Origin of the sequence: Marinobacter nauticus ATCC 49840, from assembly GCF_000284615.1 — a bacterium.
Lineage (GTDB): Bacteria > Pseudomonadota > Gammaproteobacteria > Pseudomonadales > Oleiphilaceae > Marinobacter > Marinobacter nauticus.
Genome location: NC_017067.1, coordinates 2619449 through 2639901, shown reverse-complemented (window position 1 = coordinate 2639901; position 20453 = coordinate 2619449). Strand labels below are relative to the sequence as shown.

At 54.8% G+C, this 20453-nt stretch carries 19 protein-coding genes; 6 read left to right on the top strand and 13 right to left on the bottom strand.

Annotation, left to right across the window (positions count from 1 at the left end; genetic code table 11):
- The 12 genes from yihG to pilB form a co-directional block, all read right to left on the bottom strand.
- Positions 1-900 (bottom strand): 1-acylglycerol-3-phosphate O-acyltransferase, YihG family, encoded by a 900-nt coding sequence (gene yihG, locus MARHY_RS12280; protein ID WP_014422092.1) that lies wholly within the window; start codon positions 898-900, stop codon positions 1-3.
- A gap of 31 nt (positions 901-931) precedes the next feature.
- Positions 932-1864 carry a glucosaminidase domain-containing protein gene (locus MARHY_RS12275; RefSeq protein WP_014422091.1) on the bottom strand — a complete coding sequence of 311 codons (933 nt, stop codon included), beginning with the start codon at positions 1862-1864 and terminating at the stop codon, positions 932-934.
- 69 nt (positions 1865-1933) lie between these two features.
- Positions 1934-4165 (bottom strand): hypothetical protein, encoded by a 2232-nt coding sequence (locus tag MARHY_RS12270; protein ID WP_014422090.1) that lies wholly within the window; start codon positions 4163-4165, stop codon positions 1934-1936.
- A 118-nt stretch (positions 4166-4283) separates the two neighbouring features.
- Positions 4284-4844, bottom strand: coding sequence for a YfaZ family outer membrane protein (locus MARHY_RS12265; RefSeq protein WP_014422089.1), 561 nt, complete (start codon positions 4842-4844; stop codon positions 4284-4286).
- A 142-nt stretch (positions 4845-4986) separates the two neighbouring features.
- The gene (yacG, locus tag MARHY_RS12260) at positions 4987-5175 is read right to left on the bottom strand and encodes a DNA gyrase inhibitor YacG (protein ID WP_014422088.1); all 189 of its coding nucleotides are present in this window, start codon (positions 5173-5175) and stop codon (positions 4987-4989) included.
- Positions 5176-5208: 33 nt separating this feature from the next.
- The gene (locus tag MARHY_RS12255) at positions 5209-7563 is read right to left on the bottom strand and encodes a hybrid sensor histidine kinase/response regulator (protein WP_014422087.1); all 2355 of its coding nucleotides are present in this window, start codon (positions 7561-7563) and stop codon (positions 5209-5211) included.
- 44 nt (positions 7564-7607) lie between these two features.
- Entirely contained in the window at positions 7608-8357 is a 750-nt protein-coding gene (gene tsaA, locus MARHY_RS12250; RefSeq protein WP_014422086.1) for a tRNA (N6-threonylcarbamoyladenosine(37)-N6)-methyltransferase TrmO, read from the bottom strand.
- 8 nt (positions 8358-8365) lie between these two features.
- Positions 8366-9355: a hypothetical protein gene (locus MARHY_RS12245; protein WP_014422085.1), complete on the bottom strand. Its 990-nt coding sequence runs from the start codon at positions 9353-9355 to the stop codon at positions 8366-8368.
- An 88-nt stretch (positions 9356-9443) separates the two neighbouring features.
- Positions 9444-10061, bottom strand: coding sequence for a dephospho-CoA kinase (coaE, locus tag MARHY_RS12240; protein ID WP_014422084.1), 618 nt, complete (start codon positions 10059-10061; stop codon positions 9444-9446).
- Positions 10062-10937, bottom strand: a complete 876-nt coding sequence (locus MARHY_RS12235; protein ID WP_014422083.1) for a prepilin peptidase — start codon at positions 10935-10937, stop codon at positions 10062-10064.
- A gap of 69 nt (positions 10938-11006) precedes the next feature.
- On the bottom strand, positions 11007-12227 hold the full coding sequence (locus MARHY_RS12230; RefSeq protein ID WP_014422082.1) for a type II secretion system F family protein: 1221 nt from the start codon (positions 12225-12227) through the stop codon (positions 11007-11009).
- Between the two features lie 2 nt (positions 12228-12229).
- Positions 12230-13948, bottom strand: a complete 1719-nt coding sequence (pilB, locus tag MARHY_RS12225) for a type IV-A pilus assembly ATPase PilB (RefSeq protein WP_014422081.1) — start codon at positions 13946-13948, stop codon at positions 12230-12232.
- A gap of 395 nt (positions 13949-14343) precedes the next feature.
- On the opposite strand from pilB, the gene MARHY_RS12220 reads away from it, so the two are divergent.
- The 3 genes from MARHY_RS12220 to MARHY_RS12210 all read left to right on the top strand — a co-directional run bounded on the left by MARHY_RS12220 (position 14344) and on the right by MARHY_RS12210 (position 16972).
- On the top strand, positions 14344-14841 hold the full coding sequence (locus MARHY_RS12220) for a pilin (RefSeq protein WP_041655568.1): 498 nt from the start codon (positions 14344-14346) through the stop codon (positions 14839-14841).
- Positions 14842-14971: 130 nt separating this feature from the next.
- A complete protein-coding gene (locus tag MARHY_RS12215) occupies positions 14972-16447 on the top strand; it encodes an O-antigen ligase family protein (RefSeq protein WP_158011890.1) in 1476 nt (491 codons plus the stop codon).
- A gap of 75 nt (positions 16448-16522) precedes the next feature.
- Positions 16523-16972: a pilin gene (locus MARHY_RS12210; RefSeq protein ID WP_014422078.1), complete on the top strand. Its 450-nt coding sequence runs from the start codon at positions 16523-16525 to the stop codon at positions 16970-16972.
- 9 nt (positions 16973-16981) lie between these two features.
- On the opposite strand, the gene MARHY_RS12205 is transcribed toward MARHY_RS12210, so the two are convergent.
- A complete protein-coding gene (locus MARHY_RS12205; RefSeq protein WP_014422077.1) occupies positions 16982-17593 on the bottom strand; it encodes a c-type cytochrome in 612 nt (203 codons plus the stop codon).
- A gap of 225 nt (positions 17594-17818) precedes the next feature.
- On the opposite strand from MARHY_RS12205, the gene MARHY_RS12200 reads away from it, so the two are divergent.
- Genes MARHY_RS12200 through rfaH form a run of 3 tightly spaced genes read left to right on the top strand, consistent with a single transcriptional unit; the run spans position 17819 to position 20430 of the window.
- Positions 17819-19180, top strand: coding sequence for an MBL fold metallo-hydrolase (locus MARHY_RS12200; protein WP_014422076.1), 1362 nt, complete (start codon positions 17819-17821; stop codon positions 19178-19180).
- Positions 19180-19947 carry a 3'(2'),5'-bisphosphate nucleotidase CysQ gene (gene cysQ / locus MARHY_RS12195; protein WP_014422075.1) on the top strand — a complete coding sequence of 256 codons (768 nt, stop codon included), beginning with the start codon at positions 19180-19182 and terminating at the stop codon, positions 19945-19947. The genes MARHY_RS12200 and cysQ overlap by 1 nt, the downstream gene beginning before the upstream one ends.
- Positions 19948-19950: 3 nt before the next feature.
- Complete coding sequence (gene rfaH / locus MARHY_RS12190; protein WP_014422074.1) at positions 19951-20430, top strand: transcription/translation regulatory transformer protein RfaH; 480 nt, start codon at positions 19951-19953, stop codon at positions 20428-20430.
- Positions 20431-20453: the final 23 nt, after the last annotated feature.

Below are 20453 nucleotides of genomic sequence, written 5' to 3'. Positions count from 1 at the left end.
TTAGCTGTTTTCGGCCAACAGTGTTTCAATTCGCTGGTCTTTCTCCGCCCAGATCTCACTTACCCATCGCTGGAAGTCGACCCTGACCTCCCGGTTGTTTTCGTAATCCATTCCAAGAAAACGCTCCGGCACTTCGCGGGTGCGAATATCGATCACGATCTTGCGCACCCGTCCGCACAGGTAGTCCCAGATGCCGGGTCGACCACCGGGATACACGATAGTGACATCCAGCATGGTATGAATCATCTCGCCCATGGCGCCAAATACAAAGGCCGTGCCGCCCGCTCTGGGTTTCAGCAGATGCTTGTAAGGTGAGTTCTGGCGCTGGTGTTTTTCCGGGGTGAAACGGGTGCCTTCCATAAAATTGAAAATGGTCACTGGTGTGTACCGGAATTTTTCACAGGCGGCCTTTGTCGCTTCAATGTCCTTGCCTTTCAGTTCCGGGCGTTTGGCGATCTGTTCCTTGGTATGTCTGTGCATAAACGGGAAATCCAGAGCCCACCAGGCAACTCCTAACAAAGGCACCCAGATCAGCTGCTTTTTCAGGAAGAACTTCAGCAGTGGGATTTTGCTGTTCAGTACATATTGAATAGCGGGAATGTCAGCCCAGCTCTGATGGTTGCAGGTGACAAAATACCAGTGCTCCTTGCTGAGTTCTTCCGCACCACGGACCTCCCATTCCACCCGGTGGAGCAGATTCATCAGGGTGTTGTTGAAGCCGATCCAGTACCAGGCAATGGCATTCAGCACGATAGTGCACGCCTTACGAAACGGCTGGACTGGAACAACGAGTTTGGCCAGTGCTACCAGCAACAGTAGCGGAAGAAACAACAGGGTGTTGATCAGTATCAACAGCACCGCAAGGATGCCTTTTAGCGGCGCGGGCAGGAAATCAAGCATCGGAGAATCTCGAATCTGTCAGGTTCAGGGATTAGCCTTCAAACGGGCTCAGTTGGCCACCGGATCCACCGGGCAGGAGCGTCGTGTCCGGAATGGCGGATGCCAGCCGTTCAAACTGCGCAGGGGTCCGGTCACCCAGCAGGGTTCTGAATTCCTCGTCGTAGAACTCCAGATTGTTGTAACGGATCATGGCGCGAATCTCTTTTATGTACTCCTCACCACGCTCGGAATAGCCAAGCAGGCCTTCTGCAAGCTCCCACCCAGACAGGGGTTTCTGGGCTTTGCGATCAGCGAGTCGAATATCCCGAACCGTTTGATAGGTGGGATGACGGTTCAGATTCTGAATGTAGGAGCGCACGGAGTAATAAGGTGAGGGGAATTTTGCCACTTCGTGATTGGCACCCTCGATTCGACTCTGCGGAACCAGCCCGCAGCCACGGGAGAAACACCATTGACCAAAGAGATTGTTACCTTCGGTCGCAAACCGGGAGGTCCCCCAGGCGGATTCATTCGCTGCCTGAGCCAGGATCAGAGACGGAGGAATGACATCGAGGCGTTTCCGAAGCAGGTCGAACTGCTGGTCAGTTCCGGCCTCGGCCTCAATGCGCAGTCGATCTCCCTGGCTTGTTAGCCATGCGAGTTCATCTTTAGTCAGAGCATCCTTGCCTTCAAGCGTGGTGAGATATTCGCGCTCCAGCAGAATACGGGAATTGGCAAGCACTATCCTGGGATAGAGGTAAGAGAAGAACGCGACTTTCTTTTCAGTGGTGTCCTGATAGGTTGAGAAGTCCGGAAGACCCTCATTCGCCCAATTTGGAAGCGGTGGCAGAGAAGACAGCGTAACTTCGCCTTCGCCTTCTCCCGGCAGGGTGTTCTGACTTGCGGTTGGTGTGTAAATAGCACCCGCAACAGCAAACGCAAACAACGGCATCAACAGCATCAGCGCCCGGTTAACTGCAGTCATAAACCCCTCGTTACTATCGATATGGCTTGAATTATAACAGGTTATACGGGGCTGTCCGCGGTTCAGGTTTTAAGGCGCAGAGGATTCCTCAACAAGGGTTGCGAGCAATAGCCCGGTTTTCATTTCCGGGCCGGTATCGTCGCTGATAACCAGGAAGACCTGGTTGCCGGCCGCGGTATAGAAGCCGCGCATCTCGTATTCTCCGGCGCTGGTAATCGAAATGCCCCCTTCCAATGTTGTTGTGAAGCTGCCATTAAATTGCATCGTCAGTTCTTCAGGGGCCACCACCTCGTTGTCTTCGATAAGGTGGTTCACCATCATGGTTGTGCCCTCGAAGCTGGCAGAACTGTTCGCCAGGGTCAGCTGTGCATTGTTCACGTGGTAGAGCCGGTTTTCCTCCTGGGTCACGCCAACGATGGCGCCCTGTAACCGATAGGTGCCTTCTGTCAGTGCTCCGTCTGTGAGCGTTTTTCCTGCCACCAGGAGGCCACTGCCCAACGTGCCATCATTGAGGTTAAAGGCCATCAGATCCTGATTTGGGGTTGCCGCCCCCAGGCCCATGTCGGGGATGCCAAAGTTGGGGTCGTTGAAGTTGGTTCGTTCGTCGATCTCGTTGCGGAACAACCCCAGCCGCCCCATATAAATATCACCCGAGCTCAGGCGGGAACGCCGGTTAATCAGATTCCAGGTGTCGTTGCTGGTATCGGGTGTGGCTACGCCACCGGAGGCGTCGCGGGCCAGGGTGAACTGATCCACATTGGCGGTGCCGTTCAGGGTCTGATCGTTCGCTGAGCCGAATACCCATTGACCATGCCCGGTTTCGAATGTCGCAGGCGCCCCATCGGCGAAGCGGGTGGCGAGGTAGGCCACGTTATAGGCCTGTCCGGCCATATCGGAGATCTGGAATGCCTCCGCACGTTGGAGGTGTAGCTCGAATACGCTCAGGTAGTGGTTTTCGAGAATGTTCCGGCGTTTGAGCTTGCCGTTATCATCTTCCAGCGCGATCGCTTTGCCGCCGGTGAAATAGTTGGTCAGTACCCGGTCTGGCCCGCTCTGGTCATTCACCGGTTCGGAAGTAAAGGCATCCAGATAGTACGGGTTTCTGGTCCAGCCATTGATCAGGCTGCTGTTTCGTTTGGTGATGGTTTGGTACAGGGCTCTTCCTGCCAGCAAGCGAGCCGGTGTTTCGGTGGTCAGTGTGGCAGCACCCGGGGCGCTGGAATGGCTGTTTCGTTCCCAGGTTTCGGTCCCGCGCTCGAAAAAGAGCTGCTCTGGAATGCCGGAATTATTCCGCTCGAAAAAACCGTGAATCTGCGTTTGGCGATCGTAAGGTATGTCCGTGGCCAGAGACGTGATGTTCAGGTTGAAGGCATCAAACGACGTGAGCGTCAGTGCGGGATACAAAAAGGCGCGGTTGTCCTCGGTCAGCCGCTCTACCTGAGCCATACGGACGCCCCACTGGCCGGCTCCAGCCACATTGGATTCGCGAAATGTCTGGCCCAACTCCAGGCCGAGAAACACGGAGTTGTAATCCGCCGCACTGGCGGAAATACGGTCTGAGGATGCCTGGCCGAGCAGTGCGTAATCCGCCATATCTGCTACATAGCTGGCAAAATCAGCCCGGTTAGCCAGTGTAGAGGTCGCTTGGGTAACGTTAGCGTTCTCCGGAATATCAATCTCAAAATCGTGTACCTGATCGGCAAGAGTTCCCCATACATACTTGTTCAGGCACGACGCGTTATCCACGCAGGCCAACACGGTCTGAAAATCATTGGTGGAGTACCGGCGCCAGAGCACCTCGGTAACCAGGTAATGGGAAAAGGGGTTCACCTTTACATCCCGGTCGGCGTCTGCTGCCAGAGCGGTCATCGTGGCGGTGCCATAACGGGCCTCAATGATCACATCCGGACCAACGGGAACGCCATTATCAAAGGTCAGAATAAAGTGGCCGTCCGTCCCTTTTTCAGTGGAGTAACGAACATCATCAAAGGTTTGTGCGCTGGTGTTGGTGCGGTAAACCCGAACCTGATCGGGAATCACAATACGAAGGTTACGCCGTGTTTGCTCGCCCTCAGGTGCCAGATTAACGGGTAATTCCATGGTAACCCGTACCTGATTTGGCTTCAGGCCCCGGGCGTTGCTGGAATCCCCGGTACTGCCGGAACTAAAATCATCCAATGCGTTCTGAGTGTTGCCAAACCGGTTGGGGATGTCTTTGGCGCCGTCAATCGCACTATCTCCGCCCCCACAGGCGGAAAGCAACAAGGAAGTAGCCAATATGGAAGGGATTGTCAGTCTCATGAAAGCGCAGTCCGGTTTGCAAATGTCCGGACAGACTAGCAGTAATCAGGAGGGCAGGGCGTGAATGGCTGCACGAATCAGTCACCCGGCAAGGCGCCGGGTAACCGAGGCGAAGGGGTCAGAAGAAGATCTTGATACCGGCCAACACGCCCTCATCCAGATTCACATCTGGAGAACCGGCAAAATCCAGTTCTGTGTTCAGGTAACGGTAACCGGCAAACACTTCCGCATTACGGATGACACGGTAGCTGCCCCGAAGTTCTACGCTGGTCATGTCGTCGGAATCGCCGAACGACAGAATACTTGGAGCGTAGTGCAGGCTGCCGCCAAACGACAGACCGGGCACGGTCGGAATGTTCACCGTGGCGAAACCACCAAGGCCGATGGCACCGCCATCAACATCGTCGTCATCCCAGCCTACGCCACGCATGCCGATGCCGGCAGTTGTTGGCAGGTTACCAAGGGCAGTGCGGCCCTGGGCGTGGAAATCGGCATTGATAATGTGGCGACTACCTTCATGGTAGGTGTATCCAGCACCCATTTGCAGCTCTTCCTGGCTGCCGAAGAAGTTAACCTGACCTTTGACCGAATCGTTGGTCAGACTCAGATCCAGGTCACTGGCCAGAACCGGAGCGGCGGCTAGAGAAAGTGCCAGTGCTGAGACGCGGGTAATCTTCATGTGTACACCTTTTTTGCTGTCGTTATGAGAGCGTGGCCGGCGCAACTGCCGGTATATGCGATAGTTTCAACGTCAACGGATGTTAAACATCTGCCGGGTGGTTAACAACTTAAAAGCCCGTAAGTGGCTCGCAACCAACACGTTAGTGACGGGTAACTTCGCCGCCCTGGTCGAGATCATCGGGAGAGGCGTTTTCGGCGGGCACCCGATACTCCTCATTGGCCCAGGCACCCAGATCGATCAGTTTGCAGCGCTCAGAGCAGAAGGGGCGCCAGGGGTTGGCCTCGCTCCACTCCACGGATTTCTTACAGGTGGGACACTCTACATTCATGGCATGATTCCGGGCAGGTGACTTGCGGCTTCATCAGGATGTTGCAGAAGCCTGACAATATTGTTCCAGCACTGCCCGTAGCATTTCAAGGTTGACAGGTTTAGCCACAAAGGAATCCATGCCTGCTTCGCGGCAACGTTCCTCATCTTCTTCCATGGCGCTGGCTGTCAGTGCCACAACCGGTACCCGGCTGCGACCATGGTTGGTTTCCCAGGCCCGGAGCTGGCGTGTTGCTTCGTAGCCGTCCATCCGGGGCATAACGCAGTCCATGAAAACCACATCAAACTGGTGCCATTGCCACAAAGAGGATGCGGCCTGCCCGTCGTTTGCCGTCATGACTTCGCAGCCCAGTTTTTCCAGCAATCGCCGGGTAAGGGTGCGGTTTACGGGATTGTCTTCCACCAGCAGCACCCGCATCCGACCGCAAGGGATTTCCCGCTGGCGACTTCCGGCATCCGCCATGGTCTTCAGAGAAAAGCGGGTAAGAAACCGGCGTTCCTGTTGAGTGTCATGGGTAAACAGCTGGTTCAGGATCGGAATCAGGTAGGATTCCCGGAGAGACTTGCTCAAGAAGGCATCAGCACCGGCCTGGCGAAAATGCTCGGCGTCCCCTCGCTGGGGGTTGGAGGACAGGATCAGAAGCCTCATTTCGGTCCATTGCGGGTTGCTCCGTACCTGGCGGCACAGTAAATCCGCATCCATGTCGGGCACGAAGCCGTCCAGAATCGTAGCGTCGTAGGGTATGCCTGCATCAAAGGCTTGTCGCAGGGCGGTCAGTGCTTCCCCGGCTGACCGGACGGCATCAATATGAACATCGTAGCGGGATAGCATCTCCAGGGTAATCTTGCGTGACAGCTCGTAGGAATCAACGACCAGTACCCGTCGGCCCTGCACCTGCCTTGAATCCGGCCGCACCTTGGCGGAGCCGTCGGTTGCTTCCTGAAGTGACAGTTCCACCCAGAAGGTAGAGCCCTCGCCGGGCCGGCTCTCCAGATCCATCGAGCCGCCCATCAAATCGACCAGTTGACGGCAGATGGTGAGCCCAAGCCCCGCACCAGGTAACTGACGCTGGAAGCGCTGACCAAGTTGAACATAGGGCTCGTAGACCAGAGGTATGTCCTCCGGATTTATACCAACCCCGGTGTCCTCAACCGCCAACCGTAGGCGCACTTTGCCTTCTTTTCTGCCAAGAACCTCAATGCTGATAAGCACATGGCCGGAATCCGTGAATTTGATGGCATTTGATAACAGGTTCAGCAACACCTGTCGAATGCGTACCGGGTCTCCCGTCAGCGCCCAGGGCAGGTTTTCATCCACCCGTACTTCCAGGGCCAGACCTTTTTCCCGGGCCCTGGAGCCAAGCATATGAATCAGGTCGTTCAGGGTTTCGCGCAGGTCAAAAGGAATAGCCTCAAGCTCCAGCTTGCCGGCTTCCATGCTGGAGATATCCAGCAGGTCATTGATGATGGAAGACAGGCTTTCCGAGGCATTGAGCAGGGTATTCACATACTCCCGTTGCTCCTGGTCCAGAGGCGTGTCGGTCAGCAAATTGGCGTAACCGAGGACAGACTGAAGCGGAATACGCAGCTCGTGGCTGACATTGGCCAGGAACTGATTCTTGGCGTGATTGGCCCGGATGGCTTCGTCCCGTTCGCCCTGAGTCTGGATGGTGGTCTGCCTTAATGAGCGGGTGTCCTCGAGAATCTGCAACCGCATTTTATTCAATGCCTGTTCCAGTTCTGAAAGCTCATCGGGCCGGGAAGGGTTGCGCCGGCGCAGCTTGAGAGGTTCAACAAGCGCATCCAGATTCAGCTTGGCCGCATAGTCCGCCATGGTTTCCAGGTGGCGGGACAGTGCTACCCGTACAATCAACAGCAATCCCAATGTGCCCAGCATCACCACAATGGACTGGAACAGGAGATTCAGCAGGGCGCGATCGAGGATATCCTGGTATACCTGTTCAATAGACGAAACAATGGTCAGTTCCCCCACTCGTTGCGGACGGTCAAAACTGGAACGGTTGAATTCGAGGGGGAATGTCTGGGTAATTACCCGGCCTTCAGGGTAGGAGCCGGTACTGAATTCTTCGCCGGTGGTCGTGATTACCCGCGCATAGCCAATAAAAGGCATGGAACGCATGTCGTCCAGGCTATTAGCTACTTCGCTGAAATTCATCACCCACAGGTTGGTGCTCATGCCGCCAGCGATAAGTTCAGCGGCGCGCTCCTGACTGCTCTGCAATTCCGATTTCTGGCGTTCGAATTCGCCAATCATCTGAACACCCGTTGCCACCAGTGACAATATCAGGCTGTACAGCAGCACCCACCCAAGCAACCGCAGTGCCAGTGGGCGCAAACCCAAACGCTTGAAGAACTGGTTTGAAGGCAAGGCACAAGTTCCCTGTGTCGACTACAAAATCACCAAGGTGCATCTTAACAGACGGATATCACTTCCACACGCATGATTGAATCTTCGTTCACAAATCGAAACCGAACGTTCTTGTCGAACAGGTTGGCTCCGTAGATTCGTTGTTCATCCCGTCCTCGGCGGAACGACGGGCGCGGGTCGTAACTGACGACGTCCTCAATCAGGGCGCGGAAATCCGGATAGTCGGCCTCCGGAAGCTGGCTTAGCTGGTCAGAGGCTTCCGGTGCAAAGATCACCTCCAATCTGTCGGTCGGCGCGCTGTCTGCCCAGCCCAGTGATGCCTCCGGGACAGAATCCGAGAATGGCAGGTAGGGCTTGATGTCGAGAATCGGTGTGCCTTCAATCAGGTCGTGATTACTGATCTTCAGGACCAGTTCGCCATTTTTGCGAGCGAGCCCTTCGTTTCTGACGACGGAAAGGCCGAGACTGTTCGGGCGAAAAGGCGATCGGCTGGCAAACACACCGATTTTCTTGTTACCCCCAAGCCTCGGGGGCCGAACCACCGGGCGCCATTCGGCGCGAACGGCTTCATGAAACTGGAAGGTAAGCCAGATATGGCTCGCTGACTCAAGGCCCCGGAAAGCGTCTTCACGATCAAAGGGACTTTGTATAACCAGTTCCGCGTGGGCATGGCGGGTAAGGCCGGGTTGCCGGGGAACGCCGAACTTGTCCTGAAAGCAGGAGCGAGTGATGGCAATCGGTGTGAGTGTCAGAGCTTCCTCGGCGGGCCGGCTTTTATGCAGTGGTCTGCTCATTTCTGATGTCATTCCCGGTCAATGGTGCCTGCAAAGTACATTTCGATTCGGAATACGATTGACGCCTGGTCGTCAAACCCGTCATCGCGCCGATACTCCAGGGCCGGAATCAGCTCCGCGAACAGCCAATCGTCATACACCCGGTAGCGCCATGTGATATCTGTAAAGTAGTTTGTGGTGCGCCAGGTTGGCTGGCTCTCGCCAAGCACGCCAATACGAGGGGTGATCACCGACCGGGTATTCAGACGTTTCTGCACGCTGTGAACATGGGCCCCGACAAATTCGCGGTCAGAATGAATCCATTCCAGCTCGGATGAGTTGTAGTAATGCCAGCCGTTACCCAGTGAGCGGTTTAAACCAACCCAACTGCGAGCCCCCCAGCCTTCGGTATGATAATAGTAAAAACGTTGCTGGGCATTGAGTGCCCAATCGTTGTCGATTTTCCAGCCCTTGCGCGCTTTCATACGCCAGAAGAGTTCGGGTGGCAGCCTCAGTCGGCCACCAATATCGGTTGAGAGGTTGATGGCATCACCGACATCGGTCAGAAATCTCAGGGCGCCGGTTGTTTCAGTGTCGGTTCGCTCTGGCTCTGTCAGTTGCCTGTCCCGCTCACGCTCCGCTAGTGGGATCAGTTCCTCGCTTTCACTCTCTACTACCAGTCGCAGTTTCTCCTCAGCGGTGGGGACATCGAGACGAAAGCGAAGCTCCGGCTCAAACTGGGCCGGATCGCTGTATTCGGATTCTGCTGCAAACCCCAGTCTCAGGTAGCTTTCGTTATTTGGCAGCGCCTGGGAAGAGCCGGACAGTGTTCGATCCGCCCATGCACCCAGGGACTGCACTGTTGGGCCATGCTGACGTTCCTGCCGAATAACCCAGTCGCTGACTCCCAGCCACCAGGAATCCCTGGGCTCTGCCCAGAAATCAGCGGGTTCGAAGGTATAGAACGAGATTGGCAGGCGCTCCGGCGCCAGAAGGGCGGGCACCGAGATGTCGCGCATGGTGATAACCGGTTCTGCCGCTTTTATGAAGGAACAAGCGAGGAGACCGGTGGCAAGTGCAGTAAGAATAAGTGCGGGGCGGATCAGACTATGCTCCTTGGCTGAAATCCGCCAGAAAACGTTGGTGCAGAGCCTGTACTGAAGCTTCCACACGCTCCAGCGGCTGCGCATTGTTGATAATCGCATCGGCTTTTTCGCGGCGGGCGGCTCTGGGCATTTGGGCGGCGAGTATCCGCTCCACCTGTTCGCGGCTATTCCCGTCTCTCTCCATGGTGCGGTCAATCTGAGTTTCTTCCGGTACATCCACCACAACAATCCGCTCCACCAGTTCGTGCTGGTTGGTCTCCAGAAGCAGGGGAGAGACCAGCATCACATAGGGCAGATTGTAATCCTCGGGTGATAACTGGCGGATCAGTTCCTGGCGGATAATGGGATGCAACAGGCCTTCCAGCCAGCGTCGTTGTTCCAGATCCTCAAATACTTTCTGACGCAGGGCAGCACGGTCCAGTTCGCCGTTACCCTGAAGAATGCTCTCGCCGAAGTGATCAGCGATGGCCCTGAGGGCTTGTGTGCCTGGTTCCACGACCTGTCGGGCGACATCGTCAGCATCCACCCAATGCACGCCGAGAGCACCAAACATGCGTGCAACGGTGGATTTTCCGGAGCCAATACCTCCGGTGAGGCCGATAACCGAATAGGGGGACATTCAGACTCCTAGGTACCCGAACCATATGGCCTGGATTTCAGGCCCAAACCACAACGAGAGTAAGCCTGCAGCGGCCAGGTAAGGGCCGAAAGGAATCGGCACTTCACGCCCGTGTTTGCGGAATACCATCAGACTGATGCCCACTATCGCGCCCACCAGAGAAGAGAGCAGAATCACCGCAGGCAGCAGCTGCCAGCCCAGCCAGGCCCCCAGCGCCGCTAACAGCTTGAAGTCCCCGTGCCCCATGCCTTCCTTGCCGGTGGCCAGCTTGAACAACCAGTACACGCTCCAGAGCGAGAGGTAACCTGCCACGGCGCCCCAGAAAGCACTGCCAAAATCCGTCACCACTCCAAAAGAGTTAAGCACCAGGCCAAGCCACATCAGGGGCAGGGTGATGCCGTCTGGCAGGAGCTGGGTGTCGAAATCGATCATGGTCAGCGCCACCAGCGCCCAGACCATCAGCAACGCCCAGAGTGCGGACTCGGATGGCCCCAACAGATAAACCGTTACAACGGAAAAAACCGCAGTCAGTGCTTCAATGATGGGGTAACGCGGCGAAATACGTGTTTTGCACGAAGAGCATTTGCCACCAAGCATTAGCCAACTTATGACCGGAATGTTCTCCCAGGCACGAATTTTGTGGCCGCAGGACGGGCAGGTGGAGGCCGGCTTTGAAAGAGTTATCCGCTCATCTGACTTGCGGTCGCCCTCCGGCACTTCCAGAAACTCCTCGCACTGGCAGCGCCATTCCTGCTTCATCATTTTGGGCAGGCGAAGGATGACAACGTTCAGAAAACTACCGACGCAGAGAGAGACGAAAATGACGACCAGATAGAGAAGCCAGGGAGTGGACAGGATGGTTTCTAGGGGGAGCATTCAAAGACTCTGGTTTATCGTTTTTTTTGCCCCCCTCTCCCTGCAGGAGAGGGGGTATGCCGGTGGAAATCAGCCGACGACCTGGCCCATCTGGAAGATGGGGAGGTACATCGCGACGATGAGACCGCCAACCAACACGCCGAGAACCGACATGATCATGGGTTCCATCAAGGCGGTGAGGTTGTCCACCATATCGTCAACAACAGCTTCGTAATGCTCCGCAACCTTGCCGAGCATTTCGTCCAGGTTACCGGACTCTTCGCCGATGGCTGTCAGCTGGACGGCCATAACGGGGAAGACGTCTTGCTGACGCATTGATGCCTGGAGTTGGGTACCGCTTGAAACATCATTTTTGATGCGCATAACCGCATCGCGATATACCGCATTGCCCGTCGCACCGGCTACCGAATCCAGCGCATCAACAAGGGGGACACCGGCAGCAAAGGTAGTGGAAAGCACCCGGCCAAACTTCGCGACGGCGGATTTATCGAGAATTTCACCCACAACGGGCAACTTGAGTGTGTACTTGTCGACAAAATCCGAAAACTTTGGCGAGCGGCGTTTTGCCTCTTTGAATGAAAAGATAACGCCTACAATGCCAAGCAAAACGACAAACCACCAGGATTGCATCCATTCGGAGAGTCCCACCACCATCTGCGTGAACACCGGCAGTTCTGCGCCAAAACCCTGGAACAGGCTTTCGAACTGGGGGACAACCTTAACAAGCAAAATGGCGGTTACGACAATGGCAACCACAATAACGGCAATGGGGTAAGTCATCGCCTTTTTCACTTTCTTTTTGAGCAGCTCAGTTTTCTCGAGATACGTGGCAATTCGGTCCAGCATCTGCTCCAGAGCACCGGCTTTCTCGCCGGACTCCACCAGGTTGCAATAAAGATCGTCAAAGTGTCTTGGGTGTTTGCGCAGCGCAGAAGCGAAACCCGTACCAGACGAAATGTCGTTGCGAATGCTCATCACCAGTTCTTGCAGACCCTTGTTCTCAAGGCCGTCGGCAACGATGTCGAAGCTCTGCACCAGAGGTACGCCAGCCTTCATCATCGTTGCGAGCTGGCGGGTCAGCATCGCAATGTCGAACGGTGTGATTTTCTTTTTGCCACCAAAGAGTGGTTTGGGCTTTTTCTTTACCTTGTCCGGAATAATGCCCTGTTTTCTCAACTGGGCCTTAACCAGGGCCAGGTTTGATCCAGTCAGTTCGCCCTTGGCTTTGTTGCCTTTGCGGTCTTTTCCTTCCCAAACATACGATTCCAGCTTCTGCGCTTTTTCTGCCATGCTTAATCCTTCGTCACGCGATTGGCTTCCTCAAGGCTGGTCACTCCCTGAATCACCTTCATAAGAGCCGACTGCCTGAGATTTCGGAAGCCTTCTGCCTGAGCCTGCTTTGCAATTTTAATGGAGCTGGCTTCTTCCATAATCATGTTTGCCAGTTCATCGGTAATGCGGACCACCTCGTAAATACCGACGCGGCCCTTATATCCACCATTGCATTTATCACAGCCCTTGGGGCGGTACAACGTGAAGCCTGTATCAATTTGTTCTTGTGTGAACCCTTCCTTCAAAAGCACGTCCTGAGGGACGTCTGAGGGTTGCTTGCAACTGTTGCACAGTCTTCGGCCAAGTCGTTGGGCGATGATCAGGCTAACCGACGTTGCGATGTTAAAGGCAGGCACGCCCATGTTCATCATCCGGGTCAGCGTCTCGGCGGCGCTGTTGGTGTGCAGTGTAGATAGAACCAGGTGACCGGTCTGTGCGGCTTTGATGGCGATGTTTGCAGTTTCAAGGTCCCGGATCTCACCCACCATGATGACGTCCGGATCCTGACGCAGGAATGCGCGCAAGGCCTCGGCAAACCCAAGGCCTACCTTGGTGTTGACGTTTACCTGGTTGATACCCTCAAGGTTGATCTCCGCCGGATCCTCAGCGGTCGATATATTCCGCTCGGTGGTGTTCAGAATATTAAGGCCGGTGTAGAGTGATACCGTCTTACCAGATCCGGTCGGGCCAGTTACCAGGATCATGCCCTGAGGCTGCTCGAGCGCCTCAAGATACATTTCCTTCTGGTCTTCTTCGTAGCCCAGCACGTCAATCCCGAGCTGGGCCTGGCTGGGATCCAGAATCCGCAGAACAATCTTCTCTCCCCACAGGGTCGGGAGGGTGTTCACCCGGAAGTCGATGGCTTTGGTTTTGGATAACTTCAGCTTTATCCGGCCGTCCTGGGGGACTCGGCGCTCAGAAATATCCAGTTGCGCCATGATCTTCACCCGCGCTGAAATCTTCGGTGCCAGCTTGATGGAAGGGCGGGATACTTCTTTAAGAATGCCGTCTGTACGGTATCGAACCCGGTACGCTTTTTCATAAGGCTCGAAGTGAATATCGGAGGCGCCACCACGGATAGCGTCCAGCAGCATTTTGTTCACATACTTAACGATCGGGGCATCGTCAACTTCGGTTGTCGATACGGAACCGTCGTCATCTTCGTGATCGCCGCTCTCCGTCTCAACTCCCTCGAGGTCTGCATCTTCAAGGTCGCCCATGGTGGAATCATGGGATTCCAGATAGCGATCGATGGCAGCCCGTAGCTTGGCGTCGTCTACGAGGATGGCATCGGTGCTCAGGCCAGTATTGAACTTGATCTCGTCCAGGGCCTGAATGTTCGTGGGGTCCGACACCGCGATAAACAGGCGATTCCCGCGTTTGTAGAGCGGCAGGGCGTTGTGTTTGCGGAGTAGTTTTTCGTCGACAACCTTCTCAGGCATCATCTCAGGCAGAAACGCATCAAGATCCATTACGGAAACGCCAAATTCCATCGCCGCTGAGAAGGCGAGCTTGGAACTGTCAGCCAGCTGATTCTGTGTCAGATAGGTGATCAGTGGAATGCGGTTCTGGGAGGCCTGGAGAAATGCATCCTTTGCTGTTTCTTCATCCAGCAGGCCGTCGTCTACGAAGCGGCGTGCAAGTCCTGTCAGTGTCACGTTTCTGTTATTGGTCGCCATAAATGCTCTGAGAAGAATCGTCTAAGTGACTGAATGTCGTATTCAACGATGGAGAGTTTAGATGGAGCGGAATGGTTTGGAAAGGTGCTGTCAAAAGAGTTGGCGCAACATGGAGAGACATGTCGCAATAGGGTTCGTGTCTAAAATTCGCTGCAAGGGTGACAAAAAACGTCACACCTGGACTGAGCGCGGCGCACCTGCGAGTTCGTGACCTGGTTCACATAAGCTCATAACACGCTGACCAAGAGTGACTTTTTTGCATTATATGACAATTGGCACGCCGCATGCTTTGCTAAGAGCAGCTCAAAGCGGATGCGGGGCCTTGCTCCACAGCCCCCGGAGCTGTAACACGCAAAACGACAACTCTAGAGGTCGATAACATGCAAGAAATCAAAATGAATCACGCTCAGAAGGGTTTTACCCTGATCGAACTGATGATCGTTGTAGCGATCATCGGTATCCTGGCGGCTGTTGCTATTCCTCAGTACCAGGACTACACCGCTCGTACCCAGGTTTCTCGTCTGGTGGGCGAGGTTAATGCTCTGAAATCCAACGCGGAAAGCATCTTCAATAATGGTGGCCAGATCGGTACTGAAGACGATCTGACAACTGATCCTCGCACCATCGGTATTGGCTGGACTGGTTCTAACCTCGTAGAAAACGGTACTGGCGCAGCAAACGCTCCTGATTACGGTCTGACCATCAACAACCCGGCGGCAGCTAACATGTCCTGGAACGTTGTTATGGGCACTGATGCATCTGCAGCGGTTCGTGGCGCAACTATTACAGTTACCCGTACTTTGCAAGGCGCGTACAACTGTGTTGTTACTCCGCCAACTACCAACAACGGTTGGAAGGACAGCTACGCACCTGCAGGTTGCCCGGCTTCCTAATGCGAAGATCGCATAGCTGAGACACCGCAACGATCACCAGTTGTCAATGCGGTAGACTAAAAGCCCAAAGCAAATGCTTTGGGCTTTTTTATTGGGAGGCGAGATTGTTTTGAGGACAGTTCAGGTTAGGGTGATAGCCACAGTTGCCTTCGCGGCGACTACATTGCTCGTGGTTCTTCTTGCCGATTTTCTATCAAGCTCTGCGGGGTCGTACGCAGACCAACGATTTCTTTTGGTGGCCTGGCTGGGGGGCATTACGGTTGTCTCTACCTATTTGTTGATCTCCAGAGGTGTTTGGTTCAAACCAGCCTTTGTGCTGGCCTTGCCGTTTGTTCTGCTGATTATTGGCTTTCCAGTGCTTTCGCTGGCTTTTGTCCAGCAGCCCTACGCCTATGTCGAGCCCGGCCTGTACTCATTCTATTTTGCCGCCGTCATTCTGGGCGGTATCGCTCTGGCCCAATCAGATGTCACCATGAAGTGCCTTGAGGCACTTGTTGTTATAACGGCTGCAGTCTGTTTTCTCTACGGTGCAATGTCGCTGAATGTTTACCTGTTTGCCCTGGCTGGTAGCTATTCCGAACTCTCTGATCTGATTCCCTGGGGATTTGTCAATATTCGCTATTGGAGCCATGTGGCGACGTGGCTTCTCCCTGTCTTTCCCTTAGCTGTGTTGGTGGGTCCTTATGCAAACCATCGGCTTTGGCGAGTGCTTGTTGCCGTTGGTGCTGGGCTATGGTGGTGGATTGTCTTCCTGTCGGCATCTCGTGGATCTGCGCTGGGTGTGGCCGTGGGTGTCGTTGTCGCGAGCGTAATCATTGGTCGCCAGTGTTGGCCATGGTTGAAGCAATTCCTGGTCTACCTTGTGCTTGGTGGCTTCTTCTGGTTTGTATTGTCGCTGCTTGTGCCAATTCTGGTTTTCGGGGAGCTGGAATTGCGAACCATTAGTCAGGGGAGCTCGGGCAGAGCGCCGTTGTTTATCGAAGCGTGGCAAATGAGCCTGCAGAGATTTCCTTTTGGAATGGGGCCCCAGTCTTGGCTGACTCACGATCTTTTGACGTCATCTTATGCTGAGAGCAAAAAGTTTGGCCATCCGCACAACATGTACCTTATGTGGGCTGCTGAGTATGGGTGGCTGCTTGTTCTGATATTGTTCTGGGTGGTTTTTCAAGTTGCTTCGTTTCTCTACGCTCGCTGCAAAGTCATAAAGTCGAGTGCAGGTTCAACCGAGGCGGTTGTTCTTGCAGCCCTGTTGGCTTCTGTTGTGGGTGCCTTGATTCATGCGGGCGTATCAGCGGTCTTTATCGCACCTGGCTCGATGCTAGTGGGGCTGTTGATCATGCCTGTTTTTTTGGGTTTTATTGTTCCGGGTACCCTTAAGGGGAAGAGATATAAGAACGATGCCTCGCGACCCTTGAGAAAAGCCCTTCAGGCGGCCGTAATCGCCACGCTTGTCTTTTTGCTCTGGGGTGCCTGGGCGGTTGAGGTGAAGAATTATTATCTCGATATGAGAGAGGACGAGTCCTATTATTACCAAGTCTTGAGGGAGCGAGCTCTTCCCCGATTCTGGTTGCATGGCTATTTCCCGCGCAATGACGTGGGAAGCTGAAATTAGCGCCCTGTGGAGTTGACGCTGATGGCCTGTTTTTTGCCTTACTAAATGCCAAGATGCATAGAGTGAGGCATGGTCATGGTTCGGAATAGCGACGGTTTTACCCTGATAGAATTGATGATTGTTGTTGCCGTTATTGGCATTCTTGCGGCTGTGTCTCTGCCTTTTCTTCAGGCTAACACCATGAAATCCCAAATCAATCGTGCTGCGGCGGAGCTTGCGTCGTACCGATCGGCGTTTGAGGCGAACCTCTCTGCTTCCACGCCGGTCAACAATGAAACCTTGGGTTACTCTCCATCCGCTTTGACGGTTGGAAGCTCCGCAATTGAAATTGCAGCGGTTAACCCTGACGGTTCTGGTCATATCGAGGTGACCATGGGCGGCAATGCTCACCCAAATTTGGCGGGCATCGTGATTCGATACGAGCGGAGCATTGGTGGTGCCTGGGCTTGCGTTATAGACAGAACCGCTGCGCCAAACTGGCAGTCTCGCCTGCTGCCTCCCGGTTGCACTGAGATCTGATAGAAGGGCTTATTGGCGGGTCAGGTAAGAGGTTAATGCCTCGATCTGCACCTCCGACAAAACTCCAGCCACCCCAATCATCGGCGTACTGTGTTTGGTCGGGTCCATCTCCTTGAACCGTCTAAGGGCAATCCCAAGATATTCAGCCGGTTGGCCGGCCAGACGGGGCATATCCCTGAAACCTTGTGCCTTGTCACCGTGGCAACCGGCGCAGCGCACAGCAAACAATTTTTCGACAGCGTCAGCCTTGGTCGGGTCGCTGCCGGTGCGGGGCTTCGCCGTTTGCTGGCTGTAATAAACCGCAATATTAATTCGCTCCTCCAATGACAGTGTTTTCGCCAGCTTGGACATCACATAGTCCTCACGGGTACCGTCGCGGAATTTCTCGAACTGGTTGAACAGGTAGAGCGGATGTTGGGCGGCCAGGTTGGGTATGTACTCGCGCTTGCTGTTGCCGTCCTCACCGTGACAATAGCCACAGAAGCGGATGCGCTCGTGACCGGCCTCGTAGCTGGCCTGGCGCTTGGCGTCATCGGCCATGATGGCGTTCAGTTGTGACATTGCATCGTCGGCAGGGCTGGCTGAAACCACTGGACCGGCCGCCAAGCCTACGACGATCATCAGTTTCCTCAAGTGCGAACTACCCAGCATAAGCCACCTACTTCTTCGGAAAGGCCAGAGAATAATCGGGGGGCCAGCAACTGATCTTGCCAAAGATCAAAAAAACGCGAATCGGGCGGTGTTCCGTCTTGAGGGTGTGTAAATTCCGGTCCATAGCCCCTCACTCACCCACGGTTTTTGCGTTAAGCTTTGTCTATCGCCAACCAGACAAGGACTTACGCGCCTATGAAACTCCGCTTCCTCGGTGGTACAGGCACCGTCACCGGCTCCCGTTATCTGCTTTCCGACGACAATCACCGCATGCTGGTGGATTGTGGCATGTACCAGGGCGTGAAAACCCTGCGCCGCCGAAACTGGGCCAAGTTTCCGGTAGATCCTTCAACTATCGATGCGGTGGTGCTTACCCACGCGCACATTGACCATTCCGGCTACCTTCCTGCGTTGGTCAAGAACGGGTTTAAAGGCAAGATCTACTGCACCAAAGCCACTCATGAGCTCTGCAAAGTACTGCTGCCAGATGCCGGGTTCCTGCAGGAAGAGGATGCCAAGTACGCCTTCCGGAAAAAGTTCTCAAAGCACGAAAAACCGGAACCTCTGTTTACCGAAAAAGACGCCTGGGAAGCTCTGAAACACTTTGAATCGTTGCACTACCACGAGAAGTTCGAGCCGGTGAGGGGTTTTGAGGTTCAGTTCACCCCGGCCGGGCATATCCTGGGCTCCTCCTGCGTGCACGTTACGCACAAGAGTTCATCCCGCACCGTGGTGTTCAGTGGCGATGTCGGGCGCCAGGACGACATCATCATGCGCCCACCAGAGCCCATCAGTCATGCCGATGTTTTGGTGTGTGAATCTACCTACGGCGACCGCACCCATGGTGAAACCGATCCAGAAAAGGATCTGGAGGAGATTATCACTAAAACCGCGGGCCGCGGCGGGATCGTATTGATGCCCGCTTTCGCCGTTGGCCGGGCCCAGATGTTGTTGTACGTTGTGCACAAACTGATGGGGCAGGGGCGAATTCCCAAACTGCCGGTGTATCTCAACAGCCCCATGGCCATCAAAGCCACGGAAATTTTCTGCAAACATCACAAAGAGCACAAGCTTAACGGCGCCCAGTGCGAGCTGATCGACGACAAAACAGAGTTCGTTCGCACCGTCGAGGAATCCATTGAGCTGGACGCCGTGAGATATCCCTGCGTGATCATCTCAGCCAGTGGAATGGCCTCGGGCGGCCGGGTGTTGCACCACCTTAAAACCCTGCTGCCAAATCCCAGAAACAGCGTTGTCTTTGCCGGCTTCCAGGCACCCGGTACACGCGGCGATGTCTTGGTGCATGGCGCCGAGTCGGTCAAGATTCACGGTGAGTACTGGCCGGTCAAAGCAGAGATCCATAATATGGATTCCATGAGTGCTCATGGCGACTATCGGGAAATCCTGCACTGGCTGGAACAAGGTACCTTGAAGCCCGAAAAGGTGTATGTGACTCACGGCGAAGCGGTAGCCAGTGATACCATGCGCAAGCGCATCTCGGAAAAGTTCGGATGGGATGCCGAGGTACCGGATTTGTTCGAAGAGGTAGAGATCTGATGCACTACAGCTCCATACTGCCAGATGTGATCAAAATTGCTGATGAAGCCAGCGAAAAAGTGCTGCATATCTACCAGTCTGATTTCAAAGTAAATTATAAGGAAGATCACTCACCAATCACCGCTGCAGACATTGCCAGCCACGACATCATTGTTAAGGGGCTGCGCCAAATCAGCCGGGATATTCCAATACTCTCGGAAGAGGGCGCGGAAATTCCATGGGAAGAGCGTAAGAAGTGGCGGCGATTCTGGCTGATTGACCCCATCGATGGCACCAAGGATTTTACCCAGCGCACGGGCGAATTCACCGTCAACATCGCGATGATTGAGGACGGCGAGCCTGTAATGGGCGTGGTCACCGCTCCGGCCCTGAAAGAAGCTTTCTGGGGCATCAAGGGTGAGGGTGCTCACATGCGGGACCGCACTGGCAGGGTGCACCGCATACGGGTGGCAGAACCCAAAGACACGTTGCGGGTGGTGGCCAGCAAAAACCACCTGAATGAAGAGACCCGCGCCTTTATCGACACCCTCGGCGCACACGAAACCGTCCAGGCTGGCAGCTCCCTGAAATTCTGCCGAATTGCCGAGGGTCATGCTGATATTTATCCGCGAATGGGCCCGACCAGCGAGTGGGATACCGCAGCCGCCCACGCGGTGCTCGTCGCCGCAGGGGGGAAGGTGCAAACGCCGGAGGGCCAGCCCTTGGTTTACGGAAAAGAAAACATCCTGAACCCTAATTTCATTGCCGCGGGAAACTGGTATTTCTAACCCATGACCTGGTACGCACTACAACACAAGCCGGCCCAGGGCGACCGGGCGGTCCAGCACCTGCAGAATCAGGATATCGCCTGCTTCTACCCGAAAATCGAGGTGGAGAAGATCAAGGCAGGTAAACGCACCAGAAAACTGGAGCCCCTGTTTCCGGGGTACGTATTTGTGAACCTGGAGCAAACCGACCCGATGTGGGCAAAGCTCCGGTCCACCCGGGGAGTGTTGCGCATTGTCAGCTTTGCCAACCGGCCAGCACCGATTGACGATGAAGTGATCGCCCACATTAAAAGCAGTATGGATAAGGTGGCAGAGCAGGGCGGCATCAAGCCGGGCCAGCCCATAGAGCTGGATGATGGGCCGTTTAAAGGTATTAGCGCAATTTTTCAGGCCTATGATGGTGAAGAGCGCGCGATTGTGCTGATTTCGTTTATGCAGAAGCAGCAGCAAGTAAAGGTGCCTGTTTCCGTCATCAGATCCTGAAAAGCCTGATGGCGAAAATGTGA

Excerpts from the sequence above, each read along its gene's own strand:
- rfaH (WP_014422074.1), top strand. The coding sequence starts at position 19,951 with ATGACCTGGTACGCACTACAACACAAGCCGGCCCAGGGCGACCGGGCG.
- MARHY_RS12245 (WP_014422085.1), bottom strand. The coding sequence starts at position 9,355 with ATGCGCGACATCTCGGTGCCCGCCCTTCTGGCGCCGGAGCGCCTGCCA.
- cysQ (WP_014422075.1), top strand. The coding sequence starts at position 19,180 with ATGCACTACAGCTCCATACTGCCAGATGTGATCAAAATTGCTGATGAA.
- MARHY_RS12265 (WP_014422089.1), bottom strand. The coding sequence starts at position 4,844 with ATGAAGATTACCCGCGTCTCAGCACTGGCACTTTCTCTAGCCGCCGCT.
- MARHY_RS12270 (WP_014422090.1), bottom strand. The coding sequence starts at position 4,165 with ATGAGACTGACAATCCCTTCCATATTGGCTACTTCCTTGTTGCTTTCC.
- yacG (WP_014422088.1), bottom strand. The coding sequence starts at position 5,175 with ATGAATGTAGAGTGTCCCACCTGTAAGAAATCCGTGGAGTGGAGCGAG.
- MARHY_RS12235 (WP_014422083.1), bottom strand. The coding sequence starts at position 10,937 with ATGCTCCCCCTAGAAACCATCCTGTCCACTCCCTGGCTTCTCTATCTG.
- MARHY_RS12205 (WP_014422077.1), bottom strand. The coding sequence starts at position 17,593 with ATGATCGTCGTAGGCTTGGCGGCCGGTCCAGTGGTTTCAGCCAGCCCT.
- MARHY_RS12275 (WP_014422091.1), bottom strand. The coding sequence starts at position 1,864 with ATGACTGCAGTTAACCGGGCGCTGATGCTGTTGATGCCGTTGTTTGCG.
- MARHY_RS12200 (WP_014422076.1), top strand. The coding sequence starts at position 17,819 with ATGAAACTCCGCTTCCTCGGTGGTACAGGCACCGTCACCGGCTCCCGT.
- MARHY_RS12210 (WP_014422078.1), top strand. The coding sequence starts at position 16,523 with ATGGTCATGGTTCGGAATAGCGACGGTTTTACCCTGATAGAATTGATG.
- yihG (WP_014422092.1), bottom strand. The coding sequence starts at position 900 with ATGCTTGATTTCCTGCCCGCGCCGCTAAAAGGCATCCTTGCGGTGCTG.
- MARHY_RS12230 (WP_014422082.1), bottom strand. The coding sequence starts at position 12,227 with ATGGCAGAAAAAGCGCAGAAGCTGGAATCGTATGTTTGGGAAGGAAAA.
- coaE (WP_014422084.1), bottom strand. The coding sequence starts at position 10,061 with ATGTCCCCCTATTCGGTTATCGGCCTCACCGGAGGTATTGGCTCCGGA.
- pilB (WP_014422081.1), bottom strand. The coding sequence starts at position 13,948 with ATGGCGACCAATAACAGAAACGTGACACTGACAGGACTTGCACGCCGC.
- MARHY_RS12220 (WP_041655568.1), top strand. The coding sequence starts at position 14,344 with ATGAATCACGCTCAGAAGGGTTTTACCCTGATCGAACTGATGATCGTT.
- tsaA (WP_014422086.1), bottom strand. The coding sequence starts at position 8,357 with ATGAGCAGACCACTGCATAAAAGCCGGCCCGCCGAGGAAGCTCTGACA.